Origin of the sequence: Mesorhizobium sp. M3A.F.Ca.ET.175.01.1.1 (genome assembly GCF_004791945.1) — a bacterium.
GTDB lineage: Bacteria > Pseudomonadota > Alphaproteobacteria > Rhizobiales > Rhizobiaceae > Mesorhizobium.
The window spans coordinates 17,735-38,059 of the sequence record NZ_SRTP01000003.1 but is presented as its reverse complement, the minus strand read 5'-3'; the positions used below and the strand labels follow the sequence as shown (position 1 = coordinate 38,059).

The 20,325-nt window shown below is 64.2% G+C and carries 20 protein-coding genes; 6 read left to right on the top strand and 14 right to left on the bottom strand.

The features are described 5' to 3' along the window. Positions 1 to 3 precede the first annotated feature (3 nt). A complete protein-coding gene (locus EN818_RS08180) occupies positions 4 to 2,892 on the top strand; it encodes an EAL domain-containing protein (RefSeq protein WP_095805574.1) in 2,889 nt (962 codons plus the stop codon). An 81-nt stretch (positions 2,893 to 2,973) separates the two neighbouring features. Here EN818_RS08180 and EN818_RS08175 read toward each other — a convergent pair whose 3' ends face one another. Next, positions 2,974 to 3,582 (bottom strand): YqgE/AlgH family protein, encoded by a 609-nt coding sequence (locus tag EN818_RS08175; RefSeq protein ID WP_135904479.1) that lies wholly within the window; start codon positions 3,580 to 3,582, stop codon positions 2,974 to 2,976. A gap of 126 nt (positions 3,583 to 3,708) precedes the next feature. On the opposite strand from EN818_RS08175, the gene EN818_RS08170 reads away from it, so the two are divergent. The 3 genes from EN818_RS08170 (at position 3,709) to EN818_RS08160 (ending at position 5,558) form a co-directional block, all read left to right on the top strand. After that, positions 3,709 to 4,515, top strand: a complete 807-nt coding sequence (locus EN818_RS08170; protein ID WP_135904192.1) for a protein-disulfide reductase DsbD domain-containing protein — start codon at positions 3,709 to 3,711, stop codon at positions 4,513 to 4,515. Positions 4,516 to 4,599: 84 nt separating this feature from the next. Next, on the top strand, positions 4,600 to 5,082 hold the full coding sequence (locus EN818_RS08165) for a peroxiredoxin (protein WP_095805572.1): 483 nt from the start codon (positions 4,600 to 4,602) through the stop codon (positions 5,080 to 5,082). Beyond that, positions 5,082 to 5,558: a DUF2938 domain-containing protein gene (locus tag EN818_RS08160; protein WP_095805571.1), complete on the top strand. Its 477-nt coding sequence runs from the start codon at positions 5,082 to 5,084 to the stop codon at positions 5,556 to 5,558. Before EN818_RS08165 ends, EN818_RS08160 begins: the two co-directional genes overlap by 1 nt. 16 nt (positions 5,559 to 5,574) lie before the next feature. On the opposite strand, the gene rnhA is transcribed toward EN818_RS08160, so the two are convergent. The 12 genes from rnhA to coxB form a co-directional block, all read right to left on the bottom strand. Then, the gene (rnhA, locus tag EN818_RS08155) at positions 5,575 to 6,108 is read right to left on the bottom strand and encodes a ribonuclease HI (protein ID WP_135904190.1); all 534 of its coding nucleotides are present in this window, start codon (positions 6,106 to 6,108) and stop codon (positions 5,575 to 5,577) included. Next, positions 6,105 to 7,067 (bottom strand): homoserine kinase, encoded by a 963-nt coding sequence (locus tag EN818_RS08150; protein WP_135904188.1) that lies wholly within the window; start codon positions 7,065 to 7,067, stop codon positions 6,105 to 6,107. The genes rnhA and EN818_RS08150 overlap by 4 nt, the downstream gene beginning before the upstream one ends. Before the next feature lie 5 nt (positions 7,068 to 7,072). Continuing rightward, positions 7,073 to 8,077 carry a 4-hydroxy-3-methylbut-2-enyl diphosphate reductase gene (ispH, locus tag EN818_RS08145; RefSeq protein ID WP_129553054.1) on the bottom strand — a complete coding sequence of 335 codons (1,005 nt, stop codon included), beginning with the start codon at positions 8,075 to 8,077 and terminating at the stop codon, positions 7,073 to 7,075. A 77-nt stretch (positions 8,078 to 8,154) separates the two neighbouring features. Beyond that, the gene (locus tag EN818_RS08140) at positions 8,155 to 8,910 is read right to left on the bottom strand and encodes an SURF1 family protein (RefSeq protein ID WP_189523773.1); all 756 of its coding nucleotides are present in this window, start codon (positions 8,908 to 8,910) and stop codon (positions 8,155 to 8,157) included. Beyond that, positions 8,907 to 9,293, bottom strand: a complete 387-nt coding sequence (locus EN818_RS08135) for a DUF983 domain-containing protein (RefSeq protein ID WP_095805567.1) — start codon at positions 9,291 to 9,293, stop codon at positions 8,907 to 8,909. Before EN818_RS08135 ends, EN818_RS08140 begins: the two co-directional genes overlap by 4 nt. Positions 9,294 to 9,307: 14 nt before the next feature. Beyond that, positions 9,308 to 9,793, bottom strand: a complete 486-nt coding sequence (locus EN818_RS08130; RefSeq protein ID WP_135904186.1) for a L,D-transpeptidase family protein — start codon at positions 9,791 to 9,793, stop codon at positions 9,308 to 9,310. A 90-nt stretch (positions 9,794 to 9,883) separates the two neighbouring features. Continuing rightward, positions 9,884 to 10,834, bottom strand: a complete 951-nt coding sequence (locus EN818_RS08125) for a cytochrome c oxidase subunit 3 (protein WP_189523772.1) — start codon at positions 10,832 to 10,834, stop codon at positions 9,884 to 9,886. Then, the gene (locus EN818_RS08120; protein WP_095805564.1) at positions 10,767 to 11,393 is read right to left on the bottom strand and encodes a cytochrome c oxidase assembly protein; all 627 of its coding nucleotides are present in this window, start codon (positions 11,391 to 11,393) and stop codon (positions 10,767 to 10,769) included. The genes EN818_RS08125 and EN818_RS08120 overlap by 68 nt, the downstream gene beginning before the upstream one ends. 8 nt (positions 11,394 to 11,401) lie before the next feature. Further along, complete coding sequence (locus tag EN818_RS08115; RefSeq protein WP_095805563.1) at positions 11,402 to 11,584, bottom strand: hypothetical protein; 183 nt, start codon at positions 11,582 to 11,584, stop codon at positions 11,402 to 11,404. Then, on the bottom strand, positions 11,581 to 12,525 hold the full coding sequence (locus EN818_RS08110; RefSeq protein WP_129553055.1) for a heme o synthase: 945 nt from the start codon (positions 12,523 to 12,525) through the stop codon (positions 11,581 to 11,583). The genes EN818_RS08115 and EN818_RS08110 overlap by 4 nt, the downstream gene beginning before the upstream one ends. Positions 12,526 to 12,601: 76 nt before the next feature. Next, positions 12,602 to 14,251, bottom strand: coding sequence for a cytochrome c oxidase subunit I (gene ctaD / locus EN818_RS08105; protein ID WP_095805561.1), 1,650 nt, complete (start codon positions 14,249 to 14,251; stop codon positions 12,602 to 12,604). A 38-nt stretch (positions 14,252 to 14,289) separates the two neighbouring features. Beyond that, entirely contained in the window at positions 14,290 to 15,174 is an 885-nt protein-coding gene (coxB, locus tag EN818_RS08100; RefSeq protein WP_129553057.1) for a cytochrome c oxidase subunit II, read from the bottom strand. A 328-nt stretch (positions 15,175 to 15,502) separates the two neighbouring features. On the opposite strand from coxB, the gene EN818_RS08095 reads away from it, so the two are divergent. Then, complete coding sequence (locus EN818_RS08095; RefSeq protein ID WP_095805559.1) at positions 15,503 to 16,048, top strand: invasion associated locus B family protein; 546 nt, start codon at positions 15,503 to 15,505, stop codon at positions 16,046 to 16,048. Between the two features lie 133 nt (positions 16,049 to 16,181). Further along, positions 16,182 to 17,594, top strand: a complete 1,413-nt coding sequence (tldD, locus tag EN818_RS08090) for a metalloprotease TldD (protein ID WP_135904182.1) — start codon at positions 16,182 to 16,184, stop codon at positions 17,592 to 17,594. Positions 17,595 to 17,771: 177 nt separating this feature from the next. Here the strand turns inward: tldD and EN818_RS08085 are convergent, their stop codons facing one another. After that, complete coding sequence (locus EN818_RS08085; RefSeq protein WP_135904180.1) at positions 17,772 to 20,246, bottom strand: caspase domain-containing protein; 2,475 nt, start codon at positions 20,244 to 20,246, stop codon at positions 17,772 to 17,774. Positions 20,247 to 20,325 lie beyond the last annotated feature (79 nt).

The following is a 20,325-nucleotide window of genomic DNA, read 5'->3' as shown; positions in this document are numbered from 1 at the left end:
TTTGTGACGAATTTTTCGCGAATCGCGTCGCTGTTCGCTCTCATCCTGGCGGTCATCCTCACGCTTTCGGCGGCGATGCCGGCGCTCGCCGTCGAGCCGATCAAGATCGCCCGCGACGACAAGGCGCTCAACCTTTCGCAAGCTGTCGAGATCTTCCGCAACCAGGGCGAGAACTTCCAGGTCTCGACCGCTCCCGGCCCCGACGGCATCGTGCGCCGCATCGAGGTCGAGGCCAATGACGCGCGCTCGACCGGCGACTGGGCGGTGTTCGCGCTCGCCAACACCACCGACCAGCAGCTCGACCGGCTGATCGTCGCGCCGCATTTCCGGCTGGTGAATTCGGGCATCTTCTGGCCGGATCTCGGCTCAACCCGCATCGCGGCGATCACGCCCAGCGAGGGCTTCGCGCTCGACCGCCAGACCAGCCCCGACGCCGACGTGTTCCGGGTGACGCTGAACCCCGGCACCGTCGTCACCTTCATCGCCGAGCTTGCCTCGCCAAAGCTGCCGCAGGTCTATCTGTGGGACCCGGAATCCTACAAGGATTCGGTCAATTCCTACACGCTGTTCCGCGGCATCGTCATCGGCATCGCCGGCCTTCTGGCGCTGTTCCTGACCATCCTGTTCGTGGTCAAGGGTACCTCGATGTTTCCGGCGACCGCGGCGCTTGCCTGGGCTGTTTTGGCCTATATCTGCGTCGATTTCGGCTTTCTCAACAAGGTCATCGAGATTTCGCCCGGCAATGAGCAGATGTGGCGGGCCGGTACCGAAGTGGCCTTGGCCGCCACCTTCGTGGTGTTCCTGTTCGCCTACCTCAACCTCAATCGCTGGCATGGCCATTTCAGCTACGGCGCGCTGGTCTGGATCCTCGGGCTGCTGCTGATCGCCGGCGTGGCGATCGTCGACCCGGCGGTGGCCGCCGGCATCGCCCGCATCTCCTTTGCTGCCACCGCCCTGACCGGGCTCGGCCTGATCATCTTTCTCGGTATTCGCGGTTACGACCGAGCGATCATGCTGGTGCCGAGCTGGGTGATGGTGCTGCTGTGGCTATGCGGCTCGTGGATGGCGATCACCGGCATGCTCGACAACGACATCGCCCAGCCGGCGTTGGGCGGCGGCCTGATCCTGATCATCCTGCTCATCGGCTTCACTGTCATGCAGCATGCCTTTGCCGGCGGCGCGCTGCATCAGGGCCTGTTCTCCGACCTCGAGCGGCAGGCGCTGGCCGTTGCAGGTTCGGGCGACATTGTCTGGGACTGGGATGTCCTGCGCGACCGCGTCGTGACCAAGCCCGATATCAGCCTGCAGCTTGGCCTTGCCCCCAACAGCCTTTCGGGCGCGGCCCGCAACTGGCTGCCTGTGCTGCACGCCGATGACCGCGACACCTTCCGCACCACGCTCGACGTCGTGCTGGAGCACCGGCGCGGCAAGGTGGCGCAGAACTTCCGCCTGCGCGGCGCCGACGGCCACTACCACTGGTTCGCGCTGCGTGCCCGGCCGGTGATCGGATCGGACGGCGAGGTGATCCGCTGCGTCGGCACGATGGTCGACGTGACGGAGCAGAAGAAATCCGAGGAAAGGCTGCTGCACGACGCCGTGCATGACAACCTGACCGGCCTGCCGAACCGCGAGCTGTTCATGAACCGGCTGGAGGCGATCATCTCGATCGCCCGCACCGAGGACAAGGTGCGCCCGACCGTCTTCGTGATCGACATCGACCGCTTCAAGCAGGTCAATGACGGCCTCGGCATCTCGGCCGGCGACACCATCCTGCTGACCATCGCGCGCCGGCTGCACCGGCTGCTGAAACCCAAGGACTCGCTGTCGCGCTTTGCCGGCGACCAGTTCGCGCTGATGCTGCTGTCGGAGCAGGATCCGGCCCGCATCGCCGCCATGGCCGATGCCGTCAAGCATGCCATCAACAACCCGATCACCTTCGCCAAGCGCGAGATCGTGCTCACCGCCTCGATCGGCCTGATAACCTGGACGACGGCACAGACCTCGGCCGAGGACATGGTCAAGGACGCCGAGCTTGCCATGCACCAGGCGAAGCGTTTCGGCGGCGACAGGATCGAGCCGTTCCGGCCGGCCTTCCGCACCGTCGGCACCGACCGGCTGCAGTTCGAATCCGATCTTCGCCGCGCCATCGAGCGACGTGAGTTCACGCTCGCCTACCAGCCGATCGTGCGGCTCGAGGACGGCAGCGTCGCCGGTTTCGAGGCCCTGCTCCGGTGGGACCACCCGCGGCGCGGCATGATCCCGCCGGGGGATTTCATTCCGGTGGCCGAGAATTGCGGGTTGATCGTGCAGCTCGGCCTGTTCGCCATGCAGCAGGCCGCCGAGGACCTGGCGACATGGCAAAAGCAGATCGGCGATGCGCCGCTGTCGATCTCGGTCAACCTGTCCAGCCGCCAGCTTATCCGCCGCGACCTGGTGAGCGACGTGCGCTCGGTGATCGCGCGCGCCAATCTCAAGCCGCGCTGCTTCCGGCTAGAGCTCACCGAATCGCTGGTGATGGACAATCCCGAACAGACCGCGCATGTGCTGACCAAGCTGAAACAGCTCGGCATCGGCCTGTCGCTCGACGATTTCGGCACGGGCTATTCGTCGCTCTCCTATCTGACGCGCTTCCCGTTCGACACGATCAAGATCGACAGGAGCTTCGTCGACGACGCCACGCCGAAGCGGGCGGTGCTGCTCAAGTCCATGGTCAACATGGCGCATGAGCTCGGCCTGTCGGTGGTTGCCGAGGGTATCTCGGACGAGAGCGACGCGCTGGAGCTTCGCCAGATGGGCTGCGAATATGTGCAGAGCTTCATGTTCGGCGCGCCGATGCCCGGCGACCAGGTGCTGAAGACGCTGCGGGAACAGTATCCGCTCGCGCAGGCTTGAAGGGTCGAGCGTTCACTGCGCCCTAGCATGATGAAGTCGAGGGCGGCTTCGGCTAATCTCCGACGTTAGCGCAGGCGCGGTTTAAGCGTGGCCGGCGGCGGCGCTGAGATGGGCGAGATCGATGCCGATCGACGCCAGAATGCGGTCGTATTTGCGCTCGATGTCGGCGTCGAACAAGAGTTCCGGCGTCGCCGGGCAGGTCAGCCAGCCATTTTCGGCGATCTCGTTCTCGAGCTGGCCGGCGCCCCAGCCGGAATAGCCGAGCGCCATCAGCGCATGCCGCGGGCCACGGCCCGTCGAAATCGCGCGCAAAATGTCGACCGTGGCGGTGAGGCAAATGTCGTCAGAGACGTTGAGCGAGGATTCCACACGATAGTCGCCGGAATGCAGCACAAAGCCACGGCTGCGGTCGACGGGGCCGCCATTGCGAACGACGAAATCGCGGGCATGAGCCGGCAGGCGGATCGCCTCCTGCTCGTTCATGATGCCGAGTTGCACCAGAAGATCCGGAAACAACATCTGCTGCGTCTGGTTGATGATCAGGCCCATCGCGCCCTCGTCGCTGTGGGCGCAGATATAGATAACCGAGCGCGTGAAACGGTCGTCCTTCATGCCAGGCATGGCAATCAGGAACTGATCGTCGAGAAAGCCGCGGCCGGTGGCTCTCTTTTTGTGGCGCAACAAGTCCATGACGTGAAGGTAACCCGTTTCCGGCGCGCCGAAAAGATGCTGCGGGTGCCGGATGTCACGCAAATATGATACCGGCAAGATCACGAAATCATTGCACGGCCATCAACGGACGATCAAATCACCGCCATGCGTAGCCTGAACATACTCGTGCTTGCCGCCGTCATCGCATTGGGAACGGGTCTTCCGGCGGGAGCTTCGTCCTCGGTCTGGTACATCAGCGAGGGCGGCAAGGTCCGGCTGGTGACCAGCGGCGGGCCCGACGAGTCCGGCAAGATCCATGGCGTGCTCGACATTGCGCTGAAGCCCGGCTGGAAAACCTATTGGCGAGATCCTGGCGATTCCGGCGTGCCGCCGCAGATCGACATCTCGGGCAGCACCAACATTGCCGATGCGCAGCTGTCGTTCCCCCCACCACGCAGGCATGACGACGGCTACGGCAAATGGGCCGGCTATGACCGCCCCGTGTCGCTGCCCGTTACCTTCACGTTATCGGCACCCGACCAGCCGGCGACCATCGATGCCCACGTCTTCCTCGGCATATGCGAGACCATCTGCATCCCGGTGCAGACGCGGCTTAGCGTCGATCCCGCCTCCGATCCGCACAACGCGACGGACGCGGCCTTGGTGAAGACGGCACTTGCAACGCTGCCCTCCGCGGCGCGGCCCGATTTCGGGGTCCGGGTGCTGCCCGGTGACCACGAGACCCTCGTCGTCGAAGCGCATTCGCCGGGAGATCCGGATGCTGTCGATTTCTTCATCGCAGGCGAGCGCGACTACATGTTCGGCGCACCGGTGCGCAGCGAAAAGGACGGCAAGCTGGTATTCACCGTCCCGATCCTCGATCGGCCGTCGGCGACGCCCACAGATGGCGGGCTCTACTACACGCTGGTCAGCGCCGAGGGCGCGGTGGACGGCTTGTTGCCTTTCCCTTGAGCCAGGCTGGCCTGCCGGTTGCGGGAGACGCCCGACTTCGCTATCGCAGACAAAATCTTCCCAAATTTTCAAACGAGGAATTCCATGACGATTTCGGTTGGCGAGAAACTGCCCGACGCGACCTTCAAGACGATGACCGCGGACGGCCCCAAGCCGATCACCTCGGCCGAAATCTTCTCCGGGAAGAAGGTGGTGCTGTTCGGCGTGCCCGGCGCCTTCACGCCGACCTGCAGCAACAACCACCTGCCGGGCTACCTCGAAAACCACGACGCCATTCTCGCGCGCGGCGTCGACACCATCGCTGTCATCTCGGTCAACGACGTCCATGTGATGGGCGCCTGGGCGCGCTTCACCGGCGGCGAAGGCAAGATCCTCTACCTCGCGGACGGCAGCGGCGACTTCGCCAAGACAGTCGGTCTTGACAATGATCTTTCCGCGAACGGCATGGGGCTGCGTTCGAAACGCTTTTCGATGATCGTCGACGACGGCACCGTCAAGGCGCTCAATATCGAGACCAAGCCGGGTGTTGCCGAAAGCGGTGCCGCCAAGGTCCTCGAGCAGCTCTGATGTTCGACATCGCCTGGCGCGCCGTCGCGATCGGTATCGGCGCCACCATCTTCATGGATGTCTGGGCGATCGTCCTCGACAGAATGTTCGGTCTGCCCAGACCGGATTGGGGACTGGTGGGTCGCTGGGTCCGCCACCTGCCCGAAACCGTCTTCCACGACGACATCGGCAAGGCCACGCCCTATGCGCATGAGAAGGCGCTGGGCTGGGCTTTCCACTATCTCGTCGGCATCGCCTACGGCGTCATCCTGGTCGTGCTTGCGGGAGCAGGGTGGCTTGCCGAGCCGACGTTCCTGCCAGCCTTCATCCTCGGCATCGTGACCGTCGGCGCCGGCTGGTTCCTGCTGGCGCCCGGTATGGGCGCCGGCTGGGCGGCTTCCAAACGGCCCAATCCGATGCTGGTGCGGGCACTCAATCTCGTGTCGCACACTGTGTTCGCGCTCGGCCTGTTCTCCACGGCGCTGGCGATCCGCTGACGAAAGGTCGACGTGGTCAGTAGCTTTGCGTCGAGCGCCGGGGCGCGGGTCTCTTGGCCGAAGCGCCTTCCGGCTTCGACACAGCTGCAACCGCTGCCGGTCGCGCCGTCTTCGGCTTGAATGGCGCCATGCCCTGCCTCGCCAGTTCGTCGGCGCGTTCGTTCTCGGGATGGCCGGCATGGCCTTTCACCCAGAACCACGTCACCTTGTGACGGCTGTTGGCTTCGTCGAGCGCCTGCCAGAGTTCGCCGTTCTTGACCGGCTTCTTCTCGCCGGTCTTCCAGCCGTTCTTCTTCCAGCCATGGATCCATTTGGAGATGCCGTCCATGACATATTTGCTGTCGGTGTAGAGATCGACCGCGCAGGGCTGCTTCAGGGCGTTCAGCGCCGTGATGGCGGCAAGCAGCTCCATGCGGTTGTTGGTGGTCTCGGCCTCGCCGCCCGAAAGTTCCTTGGTGACGCCGTTGTAGCGCAGCACGGCGCCCCAGCCGCCCGGACCGGGATTGCCCGAGCAGGCGCCGTCGGTGAAGATCTCGACCCGCTTGTTCATGTCAGTCCGTATTCGGATGGAGACTTGATGGCGCGGTGAAAGCGCATGCGGCGAATATATTCCATCGGATCGCGTTTCATCACCAGCCCGCCATCGGGAATGGTCAGCCAGTCATAAAGCCTGGTCAGCATGAAGCGCAGCGCCGAACCGCGCGCCAGCATCGGCAGCGCCGCCTTCTCGTCGGCACCCAGCGGCCGCACCGCCTGGTAGCCGGCAAGCAGCGCCGCGCCCTTGGTGAGGTTGAAGGAAAAATCCTTCTCGAAGCACCAGGCGTTGAGACAGGTGGCGACGTCATAGGCGTAGAGGTCGTCGCAGGCGAAATAGAAGTCGATCAGCCCCGACAGTTTCTCGCCAAGAAAGAAGACATTGTCGGGGAACAGGTCGGCATGAATGATGCCTTTCGGCAGGCCGGCCGGCCAGGCACGCTCGAACTCCGCGAAGTCGGCGTCGACCTCGGCCGCCAGACCGGGCTCGACCTCGTCGGCGCGATCCCGTGACGCCGCCCACAGCTTGCGCCAGCCGTCGATGCCGAGCGCGTTCTTTCTCGTCATCGAGAAGTCCTGGCCGGCAAGATGAAGCCCGGCCAGGGCCTTGCCGACCTCGCCGCAATGCGCTGCCGTCGGGCGCCTGAGCGAGAGACCTTCGAGGAAGGTGATGATGACGGCGGGTCGGCCCGCAAGCGTGCCGATGACTGTGCCGTCATGCGCGGTGACGGGAAGCGGGCAGGAAATGCCCTTCCTGGCGAGATGGCTCATGAGGCCGAGGAAGAAGGGCAGATCGTCCTTGTCGACGCGCTTCTCGTAGAGCGTCAGGATATAGGAGCCGGTGGAGGCATGGACGAGAAAATTCGAATTCTCGGTGCCTTCGGCGATACCCTTGTAGGAAAGGAGCTCGCCGACCGGATAGGCCTTCAGGAATGCGCCGAGCTCGCCCTCGTTGACGTCGGTATAGACGGCCATGCGACTTACGCGGCTCCATTGACGAAGGCCATGTCGGCCGCCGTCAGCTCGACATCGCGCAACACCCGCATCACCGGAAAGTCCTCCGTCTCGGTCGCCGTAATGGCCAGATCGATAGTGACGTCGAAGCGCTGCCGGAACGCGTCGATGATCTCGTCGACGATGATTTCCGGCGCCGAGGCGCCGGCCGACAGGCCGAGCGTCGAAATATCGGCGATCTCATCCCACGGAATTTCGGAGGCGCGCTGCACGAGAAGCGACATCGCGGCACCGGCGCGCTCCGCCACTTCGACAAGGCGCCGGGAATTGGATGAGTTAGGCGCGCCGACGACGAGGAAAAGATCGGCGCCAACGGCCGTTTCCTTCACCGCTTCCTGGCGATTGGTGGTGGCATAGCAGATCGATTCGGCGGCCGGCGCGTGCAGTTCAGGGAACCGCTCCTGAAGCGCGCGGATGATGCCGGCCGTGTCCTCGACCGAAAGCGTCGTCTGAGTGACGAAGCCAAGCGCTGCGGGGTCCGCGGGAACGAAGCGGCCCGCGTCGGCTTCGGTCTCGATCAGTGTCACCGCGCCGTCCGGCAGCTGACCCATCGTGCCGATCACCTCCGGGTGGCCGGCGTGACCGATGAGCAGCACATGGCGGCCGAGCCGCTGGTGGCGCATCGCCTGCTTGTGCACCTTCGACACCAGCGGACAAGTGGCATCGAGATAAAAGAGATTGCGCGCCTCGGCGTCGGCCGGCACCGATTTCGGCACCCCGTGGGCGGAAAAGACGACCGGCGATTTCCGGTGCTCTGGCGGAATCTCTGACAGTTCCTCGATGAACACGGCGCCCAGGCTCTGCAGCCCCTCGACGACATAGCGATTGTGCACGATCTCGTGGCGCACATAGACCGGCGCCCCGTATTTCTTCAACGCCAGCACGACGATCTGAATGGCGCGGTCGACGCCGGCGCAGAAGCCGCGGGGCTGGCAGAGCCTGATCGTCAGCGGTGGCTTGGTCTGAATCATCGAATACTGGCCGGTTCAATCGGAGGGCTGGAGGCGAAATGAGGTGCGCACCCCTTCCCTGTCAAGAGCGGCAGCGCTCAAGCGTCCTTCGCCGGGCGGCGAAGCCTGAGGATCAGCACCGCCGCCAGGGCTGCGGCCAGGCCGTACCAGGTGACGGCATATTGCAGGTGGTTGTTGGGCAGGTCGATAATGGTGACGCCACCGACCGGCAGGCCGCCGGGATTCGGCGTCTTGTCGGCATCGACGAAGAACGGCACCAGCACGGCGCCGGCGGGCAGGCCGGCCGTCGATGCCATCGCGTCGCGATCCTTCCAGTAGAAGATGTTCTTCGCGACATCGTTGTCGGGGAGCATCATCGACGGCTTGCCTGGCAGCGGATTGCGGGCAAGTCCAGTCACCGTCACCTTGCCGGCGATCTCACCCTGCTGCCGCTTGGCCGGATCCTTGAGGTCGTAGGGAACGAAGCCGCGGTTGACCAGCACGAAGCGGCCGTCATCGAGTTGCAGCGGCGTATAGACGTTGAAGCCGGTATCGCCTTCCCAGGTGGAGAAGAAATGCCGCTCCCCCCGGTGCCGGAAAGTGCCCGTCACCCTTACCGGCGTGTAATCGACGTCATGGGTGGCGGCGAATTGCTTCTCGACATCGGCCAGCGGCAGAGGCTGCGCGTGGGTGCGCCGGTCGATGGTCGCGAGCAGACCCTCCTTCCATGACAGGCGCTGAACCTGCCAGGTGCCGAGTCCCAGGAGAATGGCGAACATCACGAGGCCGAGGCCAAGCAGCAATGCCGAGCGCGGCCGCGAAGAGCCGGCGGTCGAACCGGTCGCTTCGCTCATTGGCCGCTGTCCAGCCTGCCTTCCGCAGCCTTCTTGCTGTACTGCAGGGTGATCAACACCCCTTTGATCAGGCGCAGCGCCGTCAGGCTCAGCACCAGCGCCAGCGGTATCCACAGGATGAAGTGCAGCCAAAGCGGTGGGCTCAGCGTCACTTCCATCCACAGCGCCAGCCCGACGACGATGAAGCCGATGATCAAAATGACGAACACAGCCGGGCCGTCGCCGGCATCGGCGAAGGAATAGTCGAGACCGCAATTGTAGCAGCGCTTGCCGACAGTCAGGAAACCGGAAAACAGCTTGCCCTCGCCGCAGCGCGGACAGTGGCCGTGCAGGCCCGCCGAAACCGGATCGATGGGTGGCCAGATCGCCTTATCTTCACTCATCTAATGATCTTCGCTCATCGCCTGATCTCGATCGGTGTGCCGTTGGCCACCATTGCCCAGATTTCGTCCATGTCGGAGTCCGTAACCGCGATGCAGCCGTCAGTCCAGTCGACCAATTGAAGCAGCCAGCCGAGCCAGCCCAAACCGTTCGGCTGGCCGTGGATCATGATCGAGCCGCCGGGATGGACAGCGCGCGCCTTTGCCGCCGCCTCGTCGTTCGCGTTCGGATAGGAGATATGGATCGACTTATAGGCCGCGCTGTTTGCGTTGCGCCAGTCGAGAACATAGCGCCCCTCCGGTGTCCGCTCGTCGGGCTTGTGGCCAATGGGGTCGCCGCCCAGCGCGATGCGGTAGCTGCGCAGGGCTCGGCCTCCATCGCCAACCAGCCTCAGTTGCCGCTTGGATTTCTCCACCAAGACAAGATCCACTTTCTCGCCGGCGAGCGCGGGAGATGCCGCGATCAGACTTGCGCAGATGGCAAAATGAATTCCAGCCCTCATCGGGCCATCGATCCGGTGACTTTGCGTCGAAAAGAAGAAGGCGGCCGCTCGCCGCGGCCGCCTGCTCAAAAAATCCCAAGATCGCCCGGGTCAGTGGGCTTCGATCACCGCGCCGCTCGAAGCCCAGACATAAACGCAGCTGAACAGGAACAGCCAGACCACGTCGACGAAGTGCCAATACCAGGCGGCGGCCTCGAAACCGAAATGCTGCTTGGGCGTGAAGTCGCCGCGCATGGCGCGCACCAGGCAGACCAGCAGGAAGATCGTGCCGATGATGACGTGGAAGCCGTGGAAGCCGGTCGCCATGAAGAAGGTGGCGCCGTAGATGGAATCCTTGAAGCCGAACGGAGCGTGCATGTACTCGTAGGCCTGCACCATGGTGAAGAGCATGCCGAGGCCGACCGTCAGCACCAGGCCGTTAATCAGGCCCTTGCGATCGCCATGCAGCAGTGCGTGGTGGGCCCAGGTCACCGTCGTGCCCGACAGGAGCAGGATGATGGTGTTGTAAAGCGGCAGGTGGAAGGGGTCGAGAACCTCCAGGCCTTTCGGCGGCCAGACACTGCCGGTGAAGGTGGTGCGGGCATATTGCGCGGCCTCGCCCGGAAACAGGCTGGCGTCGAAGAAAGCCCAGAACCAGGCGACGAAGAACATCACCTCGGAGGCGATGAACATGATCATGCCGTAGCGCAGGTGCAGCGACACGACGCGCGTGTGGTGGCCTTCATGCGCTTCCTTGATGGTGTCCGACCACCAGGCGAACATCGTGTACAGCACGATGATCAGGCCGATGAAGAACAGCCACGGGTTGGCGATGTTGTGCCCGAAGATCGGGAAGTTGCCGGCCTTGAGATACTGCATCAGGCAGACGCCGCCGATAGCCGTGACCAGCGAGCCGATCGACCCCAGGAACGGCCATGGGCTGGGGTTGACGAGATGGTAGTCGTGGTTCGGTTTTGCGTGCGCGTCTGCCATATCAACCCCCGAGGCTTGCTTCGGAATTGGAAACTTTGTTGCTGCCGGCGGCTGGAGCCGATGACGCAACGGGCTTGTTCTTTTCGACCGGGAACATGGTGTAGGACAGGGTGATGGTCTTCAAGTCCTTCAGTTCCGGCACGTTGACGATGTCCGGATCGACGTAGAACACGACCGGCATGTCCAGCGTCTCACCGGGCTTGAGCGTCGTGTCGGTGAAGCAGAAGCACTCCACCTTGTTGAAATAGGCGCCTGCCATTTCCGGCTGCACGTTGAACGAGGCGCGGCCGGTGATGGGGCGGCTGAACCTGTTGGTCGCGCTGTAATGGGCCTGCGTGGTCTCGCCGATCTTGATCGTCACCGAGCGGGTGGCGGGCTCGAACTGCCACGGAATGCCGTTGGTGTTGGCATCGAATCGAATTGTGATGTCACGGTCGAGCACGCGGCCGGCATATTGCTTTTCTGCGCGCTGCGTCGTGCCGCCATATCCCGTGACCTGGCAGAACATCTTGTAGAGGGGCACCGCAGCGTAGGCCATGCCGACCATGCCGGTGAAGAAGGCAAGGCAGACCGCGACAACGATGCGGTTGCCGTTCTTGCCGAGAGGTCTGCTGATCTCGCCACTCATGGAACGCCTCACATCAAACCCGAAGATGTCAGGCCTGCGCCGTGATGGCCAAAGCGCACGATGGTCGCGACGTAGAAGATGATGACAAGCGCGGCGAGCGCCACACCTATGGCGATGGAACGGTTGCGCCGCGCCTTGCGCTGGCGTTCGGTCAAGGTGACCAGTTCGAGGTTCTTGTCGGCCACGATCATGCTCCCCCCATGACGAGGGCGCGCCCGACCACGCTGTCGACGAGATAGGCAGCGAAGATGGCGAAAAGATAGAGCAGCGAATAGCCGAACAGCGCCTTGGCCGGCTTCATGGCGCGGTCGCCGTCGCTCATGCCGAACACCTTCCAGGCATACCAGACGAAGCCCACTCCGAGCGCGACCGAGACGACGCCGTAGCCGGCGCTGGTAAAGCCCAGCATCCAAGGCAGCACGCCGACCGGCGCCAGGATCAGCGCGTAGGCAAAGATCTGGCGGCGGGTCGAAGCCTGTCCAGCGACGTTCGGCATCATCGGGATGCCCGCGCGGGCATAGTCATCCGACTTGAACAGCGCCAGCGCCCAGAAATGCGGCGGCGTCCAGAGGAAGATGATCAGGAACAGGATCAGGCTTTCGAGGCTGACCGAGCCGGTCACCGCCGCCCAGCCGATCACCGGCGGAAATGCACCCGCGGCCCCGCCGATGACGATGTTCTGCGGCGTCCAGCGCTTCAGCCACATCGTGTAGATGACGGCATAGAAGAAGATGGTGAAGGCGAGCAGCGCCGCCGACAGCCAGTTGACCAGCACGCCCAGCGTCATCACCGACAGGACCGAGAGCACGAGGCCGAAGCTCAGCGCCTCGCCAGGCGTGACACGGCCGGCCGGCACGGGACGGCCGGCCGTCCTGGTCATCACAGCGTCGATATCGGCGTCGTACCACATGTTCAGCGCGCCGGACGCACCGGCACCGATCGCGATCGCCAGGATGGCGATCACCGCCAGCAGCGGATTGATGGCGACCGGTGCGGAGACCAGGCCGACAAAAGCCGTGAAGACGACCAGCGACATAACGCGCGGCTTCAGGAGGGCGAAGAAATCGCCCGCGGTCGCTTCCGACATGCGAAAGCCCGCTTCCTCCATCAATCTGTCGTCGGCAAGGGCCATGCGTACTTAAAGTCCATCATTCCGTTGGCCAAGACCGCCGGCTTGCCGGCGGCCTCGCATGCGTGGGGAAGCTGCCTTACTTGATCTTGGGCAGCTGTTCCCACTGGTGGAACGGCGGCGGCGAAGGCAGCTGCCATTCGAGCGTGGTGGCACCCTCGCCCCACGGATTGGCGCCGGCGACCCGCTTCTTCTGGAAGGCCTCGAAGACGCCGTAGAGGAAAATCGCGACACCGACGGCGGCGATGTAGGAGCCGTAGGACGAGACCATGTTCCATCCTGCGAACGCATCCGGATAGTCGACGGTGCGGCGCGGCATGCCGGCAAGGCCGAGGAAGTGCTGCGGGAAGAAGATCAGGTTGACGCCGACGAAGGTGACCCAGAAGTGGGTGTTGGCGATCACCGGCGAGTACATGTAGCCGGTCATCTTCGGGAACCAGTAGTACCAGCCGGCAAAGATGGCGAACACGGCGCCCAGCGACAGCACATAGTGGAAGTGGGCGATCACGAAATAGGTGTCGTGCAGCGAGCGGTCGAGGCCGGCATTGGCCAGCTGAACGCCGGTGACGCCACCGATCGTGAACAGGAAGATGAAGCCCAGCGCCCACAACATCGGCGGTTTGAAGGAGATCGAGCCGCCCCACATGGTGGCGATCCAGGAAAAGATCTTCACGCCGGTCGGCACCGCGATGACCATGGTGGCGAACACGAAATAGCGCTGCGTGTCGAGCGACAGGCCGGTGGTGTACATGTGGTGCGCCCAGACGATGAAGCCGACGGCGCCGATCGCGACCATGGCGTAAGCCATGCCGAGATAGCCGAAGACCGGCTTCTTCGAGAAGGTCGAGACGATATGGCTGATGATGCCGAAGCCCGGCAGGATCAGGATGTACACCTCGGGATGGCCGAAGAACCAGAACAGGTGCTGGAAGAGCAGCGGGTCGCCGCCCTGATCCGGCACGAAGAAGGCTGTGCCGAAGTTGCGGTCGGTGAGCAGCATGGTGATGGCGCCCGCCAGAACCGGCAGCGACAGCAGCAGCAGGAAGGCCGTGATCAGCACGGCCCAGGCAAACAGCGGCATCTTGTGCAGCGTCATGCCGGGGGCGCGCATGTTGAAGATGGTGGTGATGAAGTTGATCGCACCGAGAATCGACGAAGCGCCGGCGATGTGGATCGAAAGAATCGCGAGGTCCATCGCGGGGCCGGGCTGACCGGAGGTCGAGAGCGGCGGATAGATGGTCCAGCCGCCGCCGACGCCGAAGGCGCCCGGAGCGCTCGGCACGAACATCGAGCTGAGCAGCAGGATGAAAGCCGGCGGCAGCAGCCAGAAGGAGATGTTGTTCATGCGCGGGAAGGCCATGTCCGGCGCGCCGATCATGATCGGCACCATCCAGTTGGCGAAGCCGCCGATGAGCGCCGGCATCACCATGAAGAAGATCATGATCAGGCCGTGCGCGGCGCCGAAGGCATTGTACATGCTCTTGCCGCCGTCGATGGCGGCGTCGCCCTGCATGCCGTAGACCATCTGCGCCAGACCGCTGAAGATCTGGATGCCGGGCTCCTGCAACTCCATGCGGATGGCCACCGAAAGCGCGGCACCGACGATGCCTGCCATGATCGCGAAGATCAGGTAGAGCGTGCCGATGTCCTTATGGTTGGTGGAGTACACCCAGCGGACCCAGCCATGCGGCCGGTGGTCGTGGTGCTCGTGAGCTGCAGCCTCTGCCATGTTCCGCTCCGTTCCCTAATTCCTGCTTGCCCGCGGCATCAATTGCCGGCGGCCGCTACCTTGTTGGTGCCGTCGATCTCGGCCATCAGCGCCTTGTTGGCGGCCGGCACGTCGGTCTTGGCCGTCTCCAGCCAGGTCTTGTACTGCGCGTCGGACACGACCCGGACCGCGATCGGCATGAAGGCATGATCCTTGCCGCAGAGCTGCGAGCACTGGCCATAGTAGAGGCCTTCCTTGTCCGCCTTGAACCAGGTCTCGTTGGTGCGCCCAGGTACGGCGTCCATCTTGATGCCGAAGGACGGCACGGCGAAGGAATGGATGACGTCGGTGGCCGTGATCAGCACGCGGGTCATGGTGTTGACCGGCACCACCAGCTCATTGTCGACGGCGAGCAGGCGCGGGTAGAGATTGCGATCTTCCTTGCCGGCCTTGGCACGATCGGCGTCCTGCAGGATCGCCGAGTTGAAGGAGAAGGTCTTGTCGACCTGATATTCATAGTCCCAGTTCCACTGGTTGCCGGTCGCCTTGACGGTGAGCTTGGCTTCTTCCGGCGGCGTATACTGAGCGGTGAGCAGCTGGAAGGAGGGGATGGCGATGAGCAGCAGCACGACGACCGGACCCACTGTCCAGATGACCTCGATCAAAGTGTTGTGGCTGGTCCTGGAAGGCACCGGGTTGGCGCTCGCGCGGAACCTGAGGATGCAATAGGCGAGCAGGATCAGCACCAGAAGCGTGATCACCACGATGAAGACGAAGGTGTAGTTTCCGAACCACTCGATCTGCCGCATCATGTCGGTCGCAGGCGCCTGGAATCCGGTCTCCCAAGCCCGCGGCTGATCCGCATAAGCGGATGCACTGGAGAGGAGCGCGCCCGCGGCTGCAGCACCTGCCAGATACTTGGCGCTTGCCAGGAATTTTCTCATCGCCCTCACGTCTCCCACTTCCTGCGATCGGATCGCACCAATAACGGACAGTGCCGGGATTGGGAATCCCGGTCTTTCCCTAGGCTGGTTCAAACCATAGTCTACTGCCCTCCGCAAGGAAGGAGCGGAGGAAACCGTGCGGCATTTTTGCGCGCAACCCAGAGGAGGTCCTCGACCGTCGCGACGCTGCGCGCCGGGCGGTCGCAATTCGGGCGAAATTGCTCTGGAAAAGCGCGTAATTGCCGGGATCCGGGCGGGCCGGCGACGGTCTCGTCCTTTACTTGGCCTTGGCGCGGCTTAAAGTGCCGTGATTCGCAATGGAGCCGTCATGACTTCCTGGCTTTCGAGACCCTCGGCGAAGGTGGTTCTTTTCCTCGCCGCACTGCTTGGCGCCAGCTTGGCCGGCGGAGCCAGCGCCGCGCCGCCTCAGACCGCCGCGCCGCCCAGCGGCACGGTCAAGTCGACGCACGGGGCATGGTCGATCATCTGCGACACGCCTGCCGGCGCGACCTCCGAGCAATGCGTGATGATGCAGAACGTCGTGGCCGAGGACCGTCCCGAGATGGGACTTTCGGTAGTGGTCCTGCGCACCGCCGACAACAAGGCCGAAATCCTGCGCGTGCTCGCGCCACTCGGCGTGCTGCTGCCCAACGGGCTTGGCCTCAACGTCGACGGCAAGGACATTGGCCGCGCCTACTTCGTGCGCTGCTTCCAGGACGGCTGCTATGCCGAAGTGATCCTCGAAAAACCGCTGCTCGACACGCTGAAGAGCGGCACCTCCGCCACGTTCATCGTTTTCCAGACGCCCGAGGAAGGCATCGGCATTCCCGTCGACCTCAAGGGATTCGCAGAAGGCTTCGCCGCCCTGCCCTGAGCGCTGCGGCGGCAATGCGGCCGACGGGTCGTTCTGCGGCGCTGACAATCCCGTGTGAACGTCGCCGATTGCCTTGGCCGGTCTTGGCCCCTACATCGGGGGTAAGACGAAACCGCCAGCGGACAGCCCTGCCATGAACAGCCTGATCGGCCAATTCGACATTTCCGACGATCGCATCAAAGAGATCGTCGCCGAGACCATCAAGGGCGCCGACGACGGCGAGCTGTTCCTCGAATACAGCGAGAGCGAAGCGCTGATGTTCGACAATGGCCGGCTGAAGACGGCCAATTTCAACACCGACCAGGGTTTCGGGCTGCGTGCCGTGGCCGGCGAGGCCAGCGGCTATGCCCACTCCAGCGATCTTTCGGAAGCTTCGCTGCTGCGCGCCGCCGATGCCGTGTCGGCGGTCAAGGGCGGCTATACCGGCACGCTCGCCGCCGCGCCCGCCCGCACCAACCGCCACCTCTACGGCGACGAGAACCCCATCCCCTCGCCCAGCTTCGAGGCCAAGGCCAAGCTTCTGCAGGAGATCGACACCTGGCTGCGTGCTGCCGATCCGCGTGTGCGGCAAGTGACGGCCTCGCTCGCGGCCTCCTGGCAGCATGTCGAGATCGTGCGCGGCGACGGCCAGGTGGTGCGCGACATCCGTCCGCTGGTCAGGATCAATGTCGCCGTGGTGGTCGGCGACGGCGACCGGCAGGAAAGCGGCTCCTACGGCATGGGCGGCCGCAAGAGCTTTGGCGACTTCCTCACCGAAGAGAGCTGGAAATTCGCAGCCGGCGAGGCACTCAGGCAGGCGCTGGTCAATCTCGAGGCGGTTCCAGCGCCGGCGGGCACGTTCGACATCGTGCTGTCCAGCGGCTGGCCGGGCGTGATGCTGCATGAGGCGGTCGGCCACGGACTGGAGGGCGACTTCAACCGCAAGAAGACGTCCGCCTTCGCCGGGCTGATGGGCAGCCAAGTGGCGGCGAAGGGCGTCACCGTGGTCGATGACGGCACGATCGCCGAGCGGCGCGGCTCGCTCACCGTCGACGACGAAGGTACCCCCTCGGCGCGCAACGTGCTGATCGAGGACGGAAGACTGGTCGGCTACATGCAGGATCGCCAGAACGCCCGGCTGATGGGCATGAAGGCCACCGGCAACGGCCGGCGGGAGGGCTATGCGCACCAGCCGATGCCGCGCATGACCAACACCTACATGACCTCGGGCGACATGCAGCCGGAGGAGATCATCGCCTCGGTCAAGAACGGCATCTATGCCGTCTCCTTCGGCGGCGGCCAGGTCGACATCACCTCGGGCAAGTTCGTGTTCGGCTGCACCGAGGCCTACATGATCGAGAACGGCAAGGTGACGCAGCCGATCAAGGGTGCGATGCTTATCGGCAACGGGCCCGACGCCATGCACCGCGTCACCATGGTCGGCAACGACATGAAGCTCGACAACGGCATCGGCATGTGCGGCAAGGCCGGCCAGGGCGTGCCTGTCGGCGTCGGCCAGCCACATCTGAGAATGAACGAGATGACGGTGGGCGGCACCAGGGTTTGAAGCCCCGGGCCTGTGCCATCAATTAGTCAACCAGGGCGGCAGCCTTCACGAACATAGCCAAGCGCGACGGCCGAACGGCCTGCCGGGACCGGAGCGGTTTCCTGCTTCTTTGCGCGGAACAAAGACATCCCCCGTCTTGTAACTTCACGGACCGGAGCCGCCGAGTTGCCGGCCGACCTACTGCCTGCAGGGCGGCTCGCCCGGATGCCCGCAGACAGGTCTCTTGTTTCCCTGCTGCGGTTGTCGCTGGGGCTGCTGCTGCAGACGACGCTCCTGCGGCTGACCCTGAGGTCTCGGCTGCGCCCGGAACTCCGGCCTCTGCGGCTTGGAGAACACCTCAACGTTGCGGTTTTGCTGCAGCTTGAATTGGCGCTGCGCATTCTCGTTCGGCCGGTTGACCTTGAAATTGCGTTGGACGTTGATCTCCGCGCCGGCTGAACCCTCTTGATCGTTCTGCAGCCTGCGGAATTTCCTGCCGCCGCCAGCCGGGCCTTGAACCTGGTCGGAGAACACATTCGGATTGTTCTTTCTCAGTCTCTTCTGCACGCTCGAGCGGCTGTCGGCCGGCGCACCGTTGACCGTCGGCAGCTTGCGGAAGTTTCTGCCCCTATCCTTGGCCGGAGCCCGATCATTCGGTTCGACGAACGACTGGCCGGCGGACAAATCCTTGCGCCTCAGCTTCCTCGGTTTGCCGTCGTTCCGATCGGACAATACATTCGGATTGTACTTCCTGGTCTTTTCCCGGACGCTCAAACCTTGCTCGGCCGGCCTGCCATTGACGGTCGGCAGCTTGCGGAACTTGCGGTCTTTGCCCTGGATGCTGATCGGCCCCTTCTTGCCGGCAGCAGCTGCGTTTCCGGTCGCCTCGCGGTCGGCGTCCACGGTGCCTTGCTTGCCGAGCAGCTTCCTGGACGCGTTGCCGGGCAAATTCAGGCCGTTGGGCGCCGGCCTGCCATTGACGAGCGGCAGCGTCTTGCCGCGGCCTCCCGGCAGGGCGTGATCGGTTCCAAGCTTGCCCGCGGATTCATTCTTGGACAGCGGCATGACCACGCCGGGCTGCTTGCCTTGCTGGATCGCGGCTCGCTTCTTCAACAGCGGCGGCAATGCGACCCTGGCCGCCATCGCGGCGGCGGCGCCGGCGGTCACCTTCCGGCCGGCGGTGAGGCCGCCCTCTTCAGTGCCGTCTGGCTGCCTGGCCTCGCTGGTGATCGTCGTGTTGTTGATGGTGTTGATAACGGTCGTGTTGTGGATGTTGTTGAAGATGATGTCGTTGGGCGGCGGCACGATATAGCGCGGCGGCCTGACCCACACGGGCACGGGCACGAAGACCGGGACAGGCAGCACGAAGACGTCGACCGGCCGCCGCGGCGGCCGCAGCACGATGAAATCTGGCGGCGGCGGCGGCAGGAAGATTATCGCAACGGGGGGCGGCGGCTCGAAATCGAAATCAGGATCGTCGAAATAGAGCACCGGCCGGTCGACATAGATGAATTCCTCCTCCGGCGGCGGCGGCACGTCATAGATGATGACTGTGAAGCTCGGGGGTGGCTCAAGCTCGGCGTCGAAATGCTCCAGCCGGCGACGCGCGTCCCACGCGTGCGGGCCATGCGGATAACGGTCCAGGTAGGACCAGTAGGCCTCCGGCGTGTCTCGCATCCAAGTCTGGCGCCAAGTGATCGCCTCGCGCCGTGCCGCGCAGATTGCCCGCACCCGCTTGGCCATCGGATCGTGCGGATAGGCGACGAGGAACTCCTCGTAGCCGCTCAGCGTGTCGCGATCGAGAGCCGCCACATAGGCGTCGTCGGCATCGAAGTCGCGGATCTCTCTCGTCCGGTTCGCCTGGTCTTCGGCCTCCGAAACCTTCGGCGCGGGAGCATCGGGCGCGCGGTCGAAGAAGACGAAGGGTGCGCTGATCTTCGAGGCATTCCATGGCACTTCCGCGCCCTGGGTGACTTCGTTGACGCGCAGGCGCACGCGATCGAACAACTCGTCGAGCGGCAGACCGCCTTCGCGCATCATCTCAGCCAGAGCCGGGGCATAGGCGCCATACGGCCCCTTGCCCTCCGGCGCGACCGTTCCCGGAGCGGCATTGAAGGCGATCAGCATGTTCGGGTCGGGATCGACAAGCGCGAGGCCGCCGGCCAGCGGCTGGTTGGTCCGCGGGAGGGCGTTGGGCCGCGCGGCGTCGAGCACCACGATGTTGACCTTGGTCGGCAGCGCCGCGAGCGGCCGCGTGAGATCGGAGATCCGCACCGCCTGGATCGGCACATCGGCCGGATTCGCGATCTTGGCGTCGACCGGCAGGAAATAGTTCTCGCCCTCGAACTGCACGCCGCGGCCGGCAAGGAAGACGAAGACGACTGCGTCCGGACCGGCTTGCGAAACCTTGGTCAGGAAATCGCGGAAGGCGCCGCGCAGGGATTCCTGGTCCACGTCGCGCGCGCCGACCACATCGAAGCCGGCCGCCTGCAAGGTCTGTGCGATCAACCCGGCGTCATTCGCCGGCGTCACCAGTTCGCCTGGAGAGTAGGCCGCGTTGCCGATGACGAAAGCGAGGCGTTTTTGCTCCTGCCCGAGCGCGGTCGTCGCCGGCGCGACGGCTAGCACGATGAGAGCTACGACGAGGCCGATGACCTTCTGAAGCGTCCGCATTGCAACCGCCGTCCGTTATCCGCCGTCCGTTCAGATCAGTAACGCGGAAGCGGCCGGAATATTTCCCAGACAACGCAAT

Bases quoted from the DNA above. Each gene is read 5' to 3' on its own strand.
- EN818_RS08175 (WP_135904479.1), bottom strand. From the start codon at position 3,582: ATGGACTTGTTGCGCCACAAAAAGAGAGCCACCGGCCGCGGCTTTCTC.
- EN818_RS08170 (WP_135904192.1), top strand. From the start codon at position 3,709: ATGCGTAGCCTGAACATACTCGTGCTTGCCGCCGTCATCGCATTGGGA.
- EN818_RS08165 (WP_095805572.1), top strand. From the start codon at position 4,600: ATGACGATTTCGGTTGGCGAGAAACTGCCCGACGCGACCTTCAAGACG.
- EN818_RS08160 (WP_095805571.1), top strand. From the start codon at position 5,082: ATGTTCGACATCGCCTGGCGCGCCGTCGCGATCGGTATCGGCGCCACC.
- rnhA (WP_135904190.1), bottom strand. From the start codon at position 6,108: ATGAACAAGCGGGTCGAGATCTTCACCGACGGCGCCTGCTCGGGCAAT.
- EN818_RS08150 (WP_135904188.1), bottom strand. From the start codon at position 7,067: ATGGCCGTCTATACCGACGTCAACGAGGGCGAGCTCGGCGCATTCCTG.
- ispH (WP_129553054.1), bottom strand. From the start codon at position 8,077: ATGATTCAGACCAAGCCACCGCTGACGATCAGGCTCTGCCAGCCCCGC.
- EN818_RS08140 (WP_189523773.1), bottom strand. From the start codon at position 8,910: ATGAGCGAAGCGACCGGTTCGACCGCCGGCTCTTCGCGGCCGCGCTCG.
- EN818_RS08135 (WP_095805567.1), bottom strand. From the start codon at position 9,293: ATGAGTGAAGATAAGGCGATCTGGCCACCCATCGATCCGGTTTCGGCG.
- EN818_RS08130 (WP_135904186.1), bottom strand. From the start codon at position 9,793: ATGAGGGCTGGAATTCATTTTGCCATCTGCGCAAGTCTGATCGCGGCA.
- EN818_RS08120 (WP_095805564.1), bottom strand. From the start codon at position 11,393: ATGAGTGGCGAGATCAGCAGACCTCTCGGCAAGAACGGCAACCGCATC.
- EN818_RS08115 (WP_095805563.1), bottom strand. From the start codon at position 11,584: ATGATCGTGGCCGACAAGAACCTCGAACTGGTCACCTTGACCGAACGC.
- EN818_RS08110 (WP_129553055.1), bottom strand. From the start codon at position 12,525: ATGGCCCTTGCCGACGACAGATTGATGGAGGAAGCGGGCTTTCGCATG.
- ctaD (WP_095805561.1), bottom strand. From the start codon at position 14,251: ATGGCAGAGGCTGCAGCTCACGAGCACCACGACCACCGGCCGCATGGC.
- coxB (WP_129553057.1), bottom strand. From the start codon at position 15,174: ATGAGAAAATTCCTGGCAAGCGCCAAGTATCTGGCAGGTGCTGCAGCC.
- EN818_RS08095 (WP_095805559.1), top strand. From the start codon at position 15,503: ATGACTTCCTGGCTTTCGAGACCCTCGGCGAAGGTGGTTCTTTTCCTC.
- tldD (WP_135904182.1), top strand. From the start codon at position 16,182: ATGAACAGCCTGATCGGCCAATTCGACATTTCCGACGATCGCATCAAA.
- EN818_RS08085 (WP_135904180.1), bottom strand. From the start codon at position 20,246: ATGCGGACGCTTCAGAAGGTCATCGGCCTCGTCGTAGCTCTCATCGTG.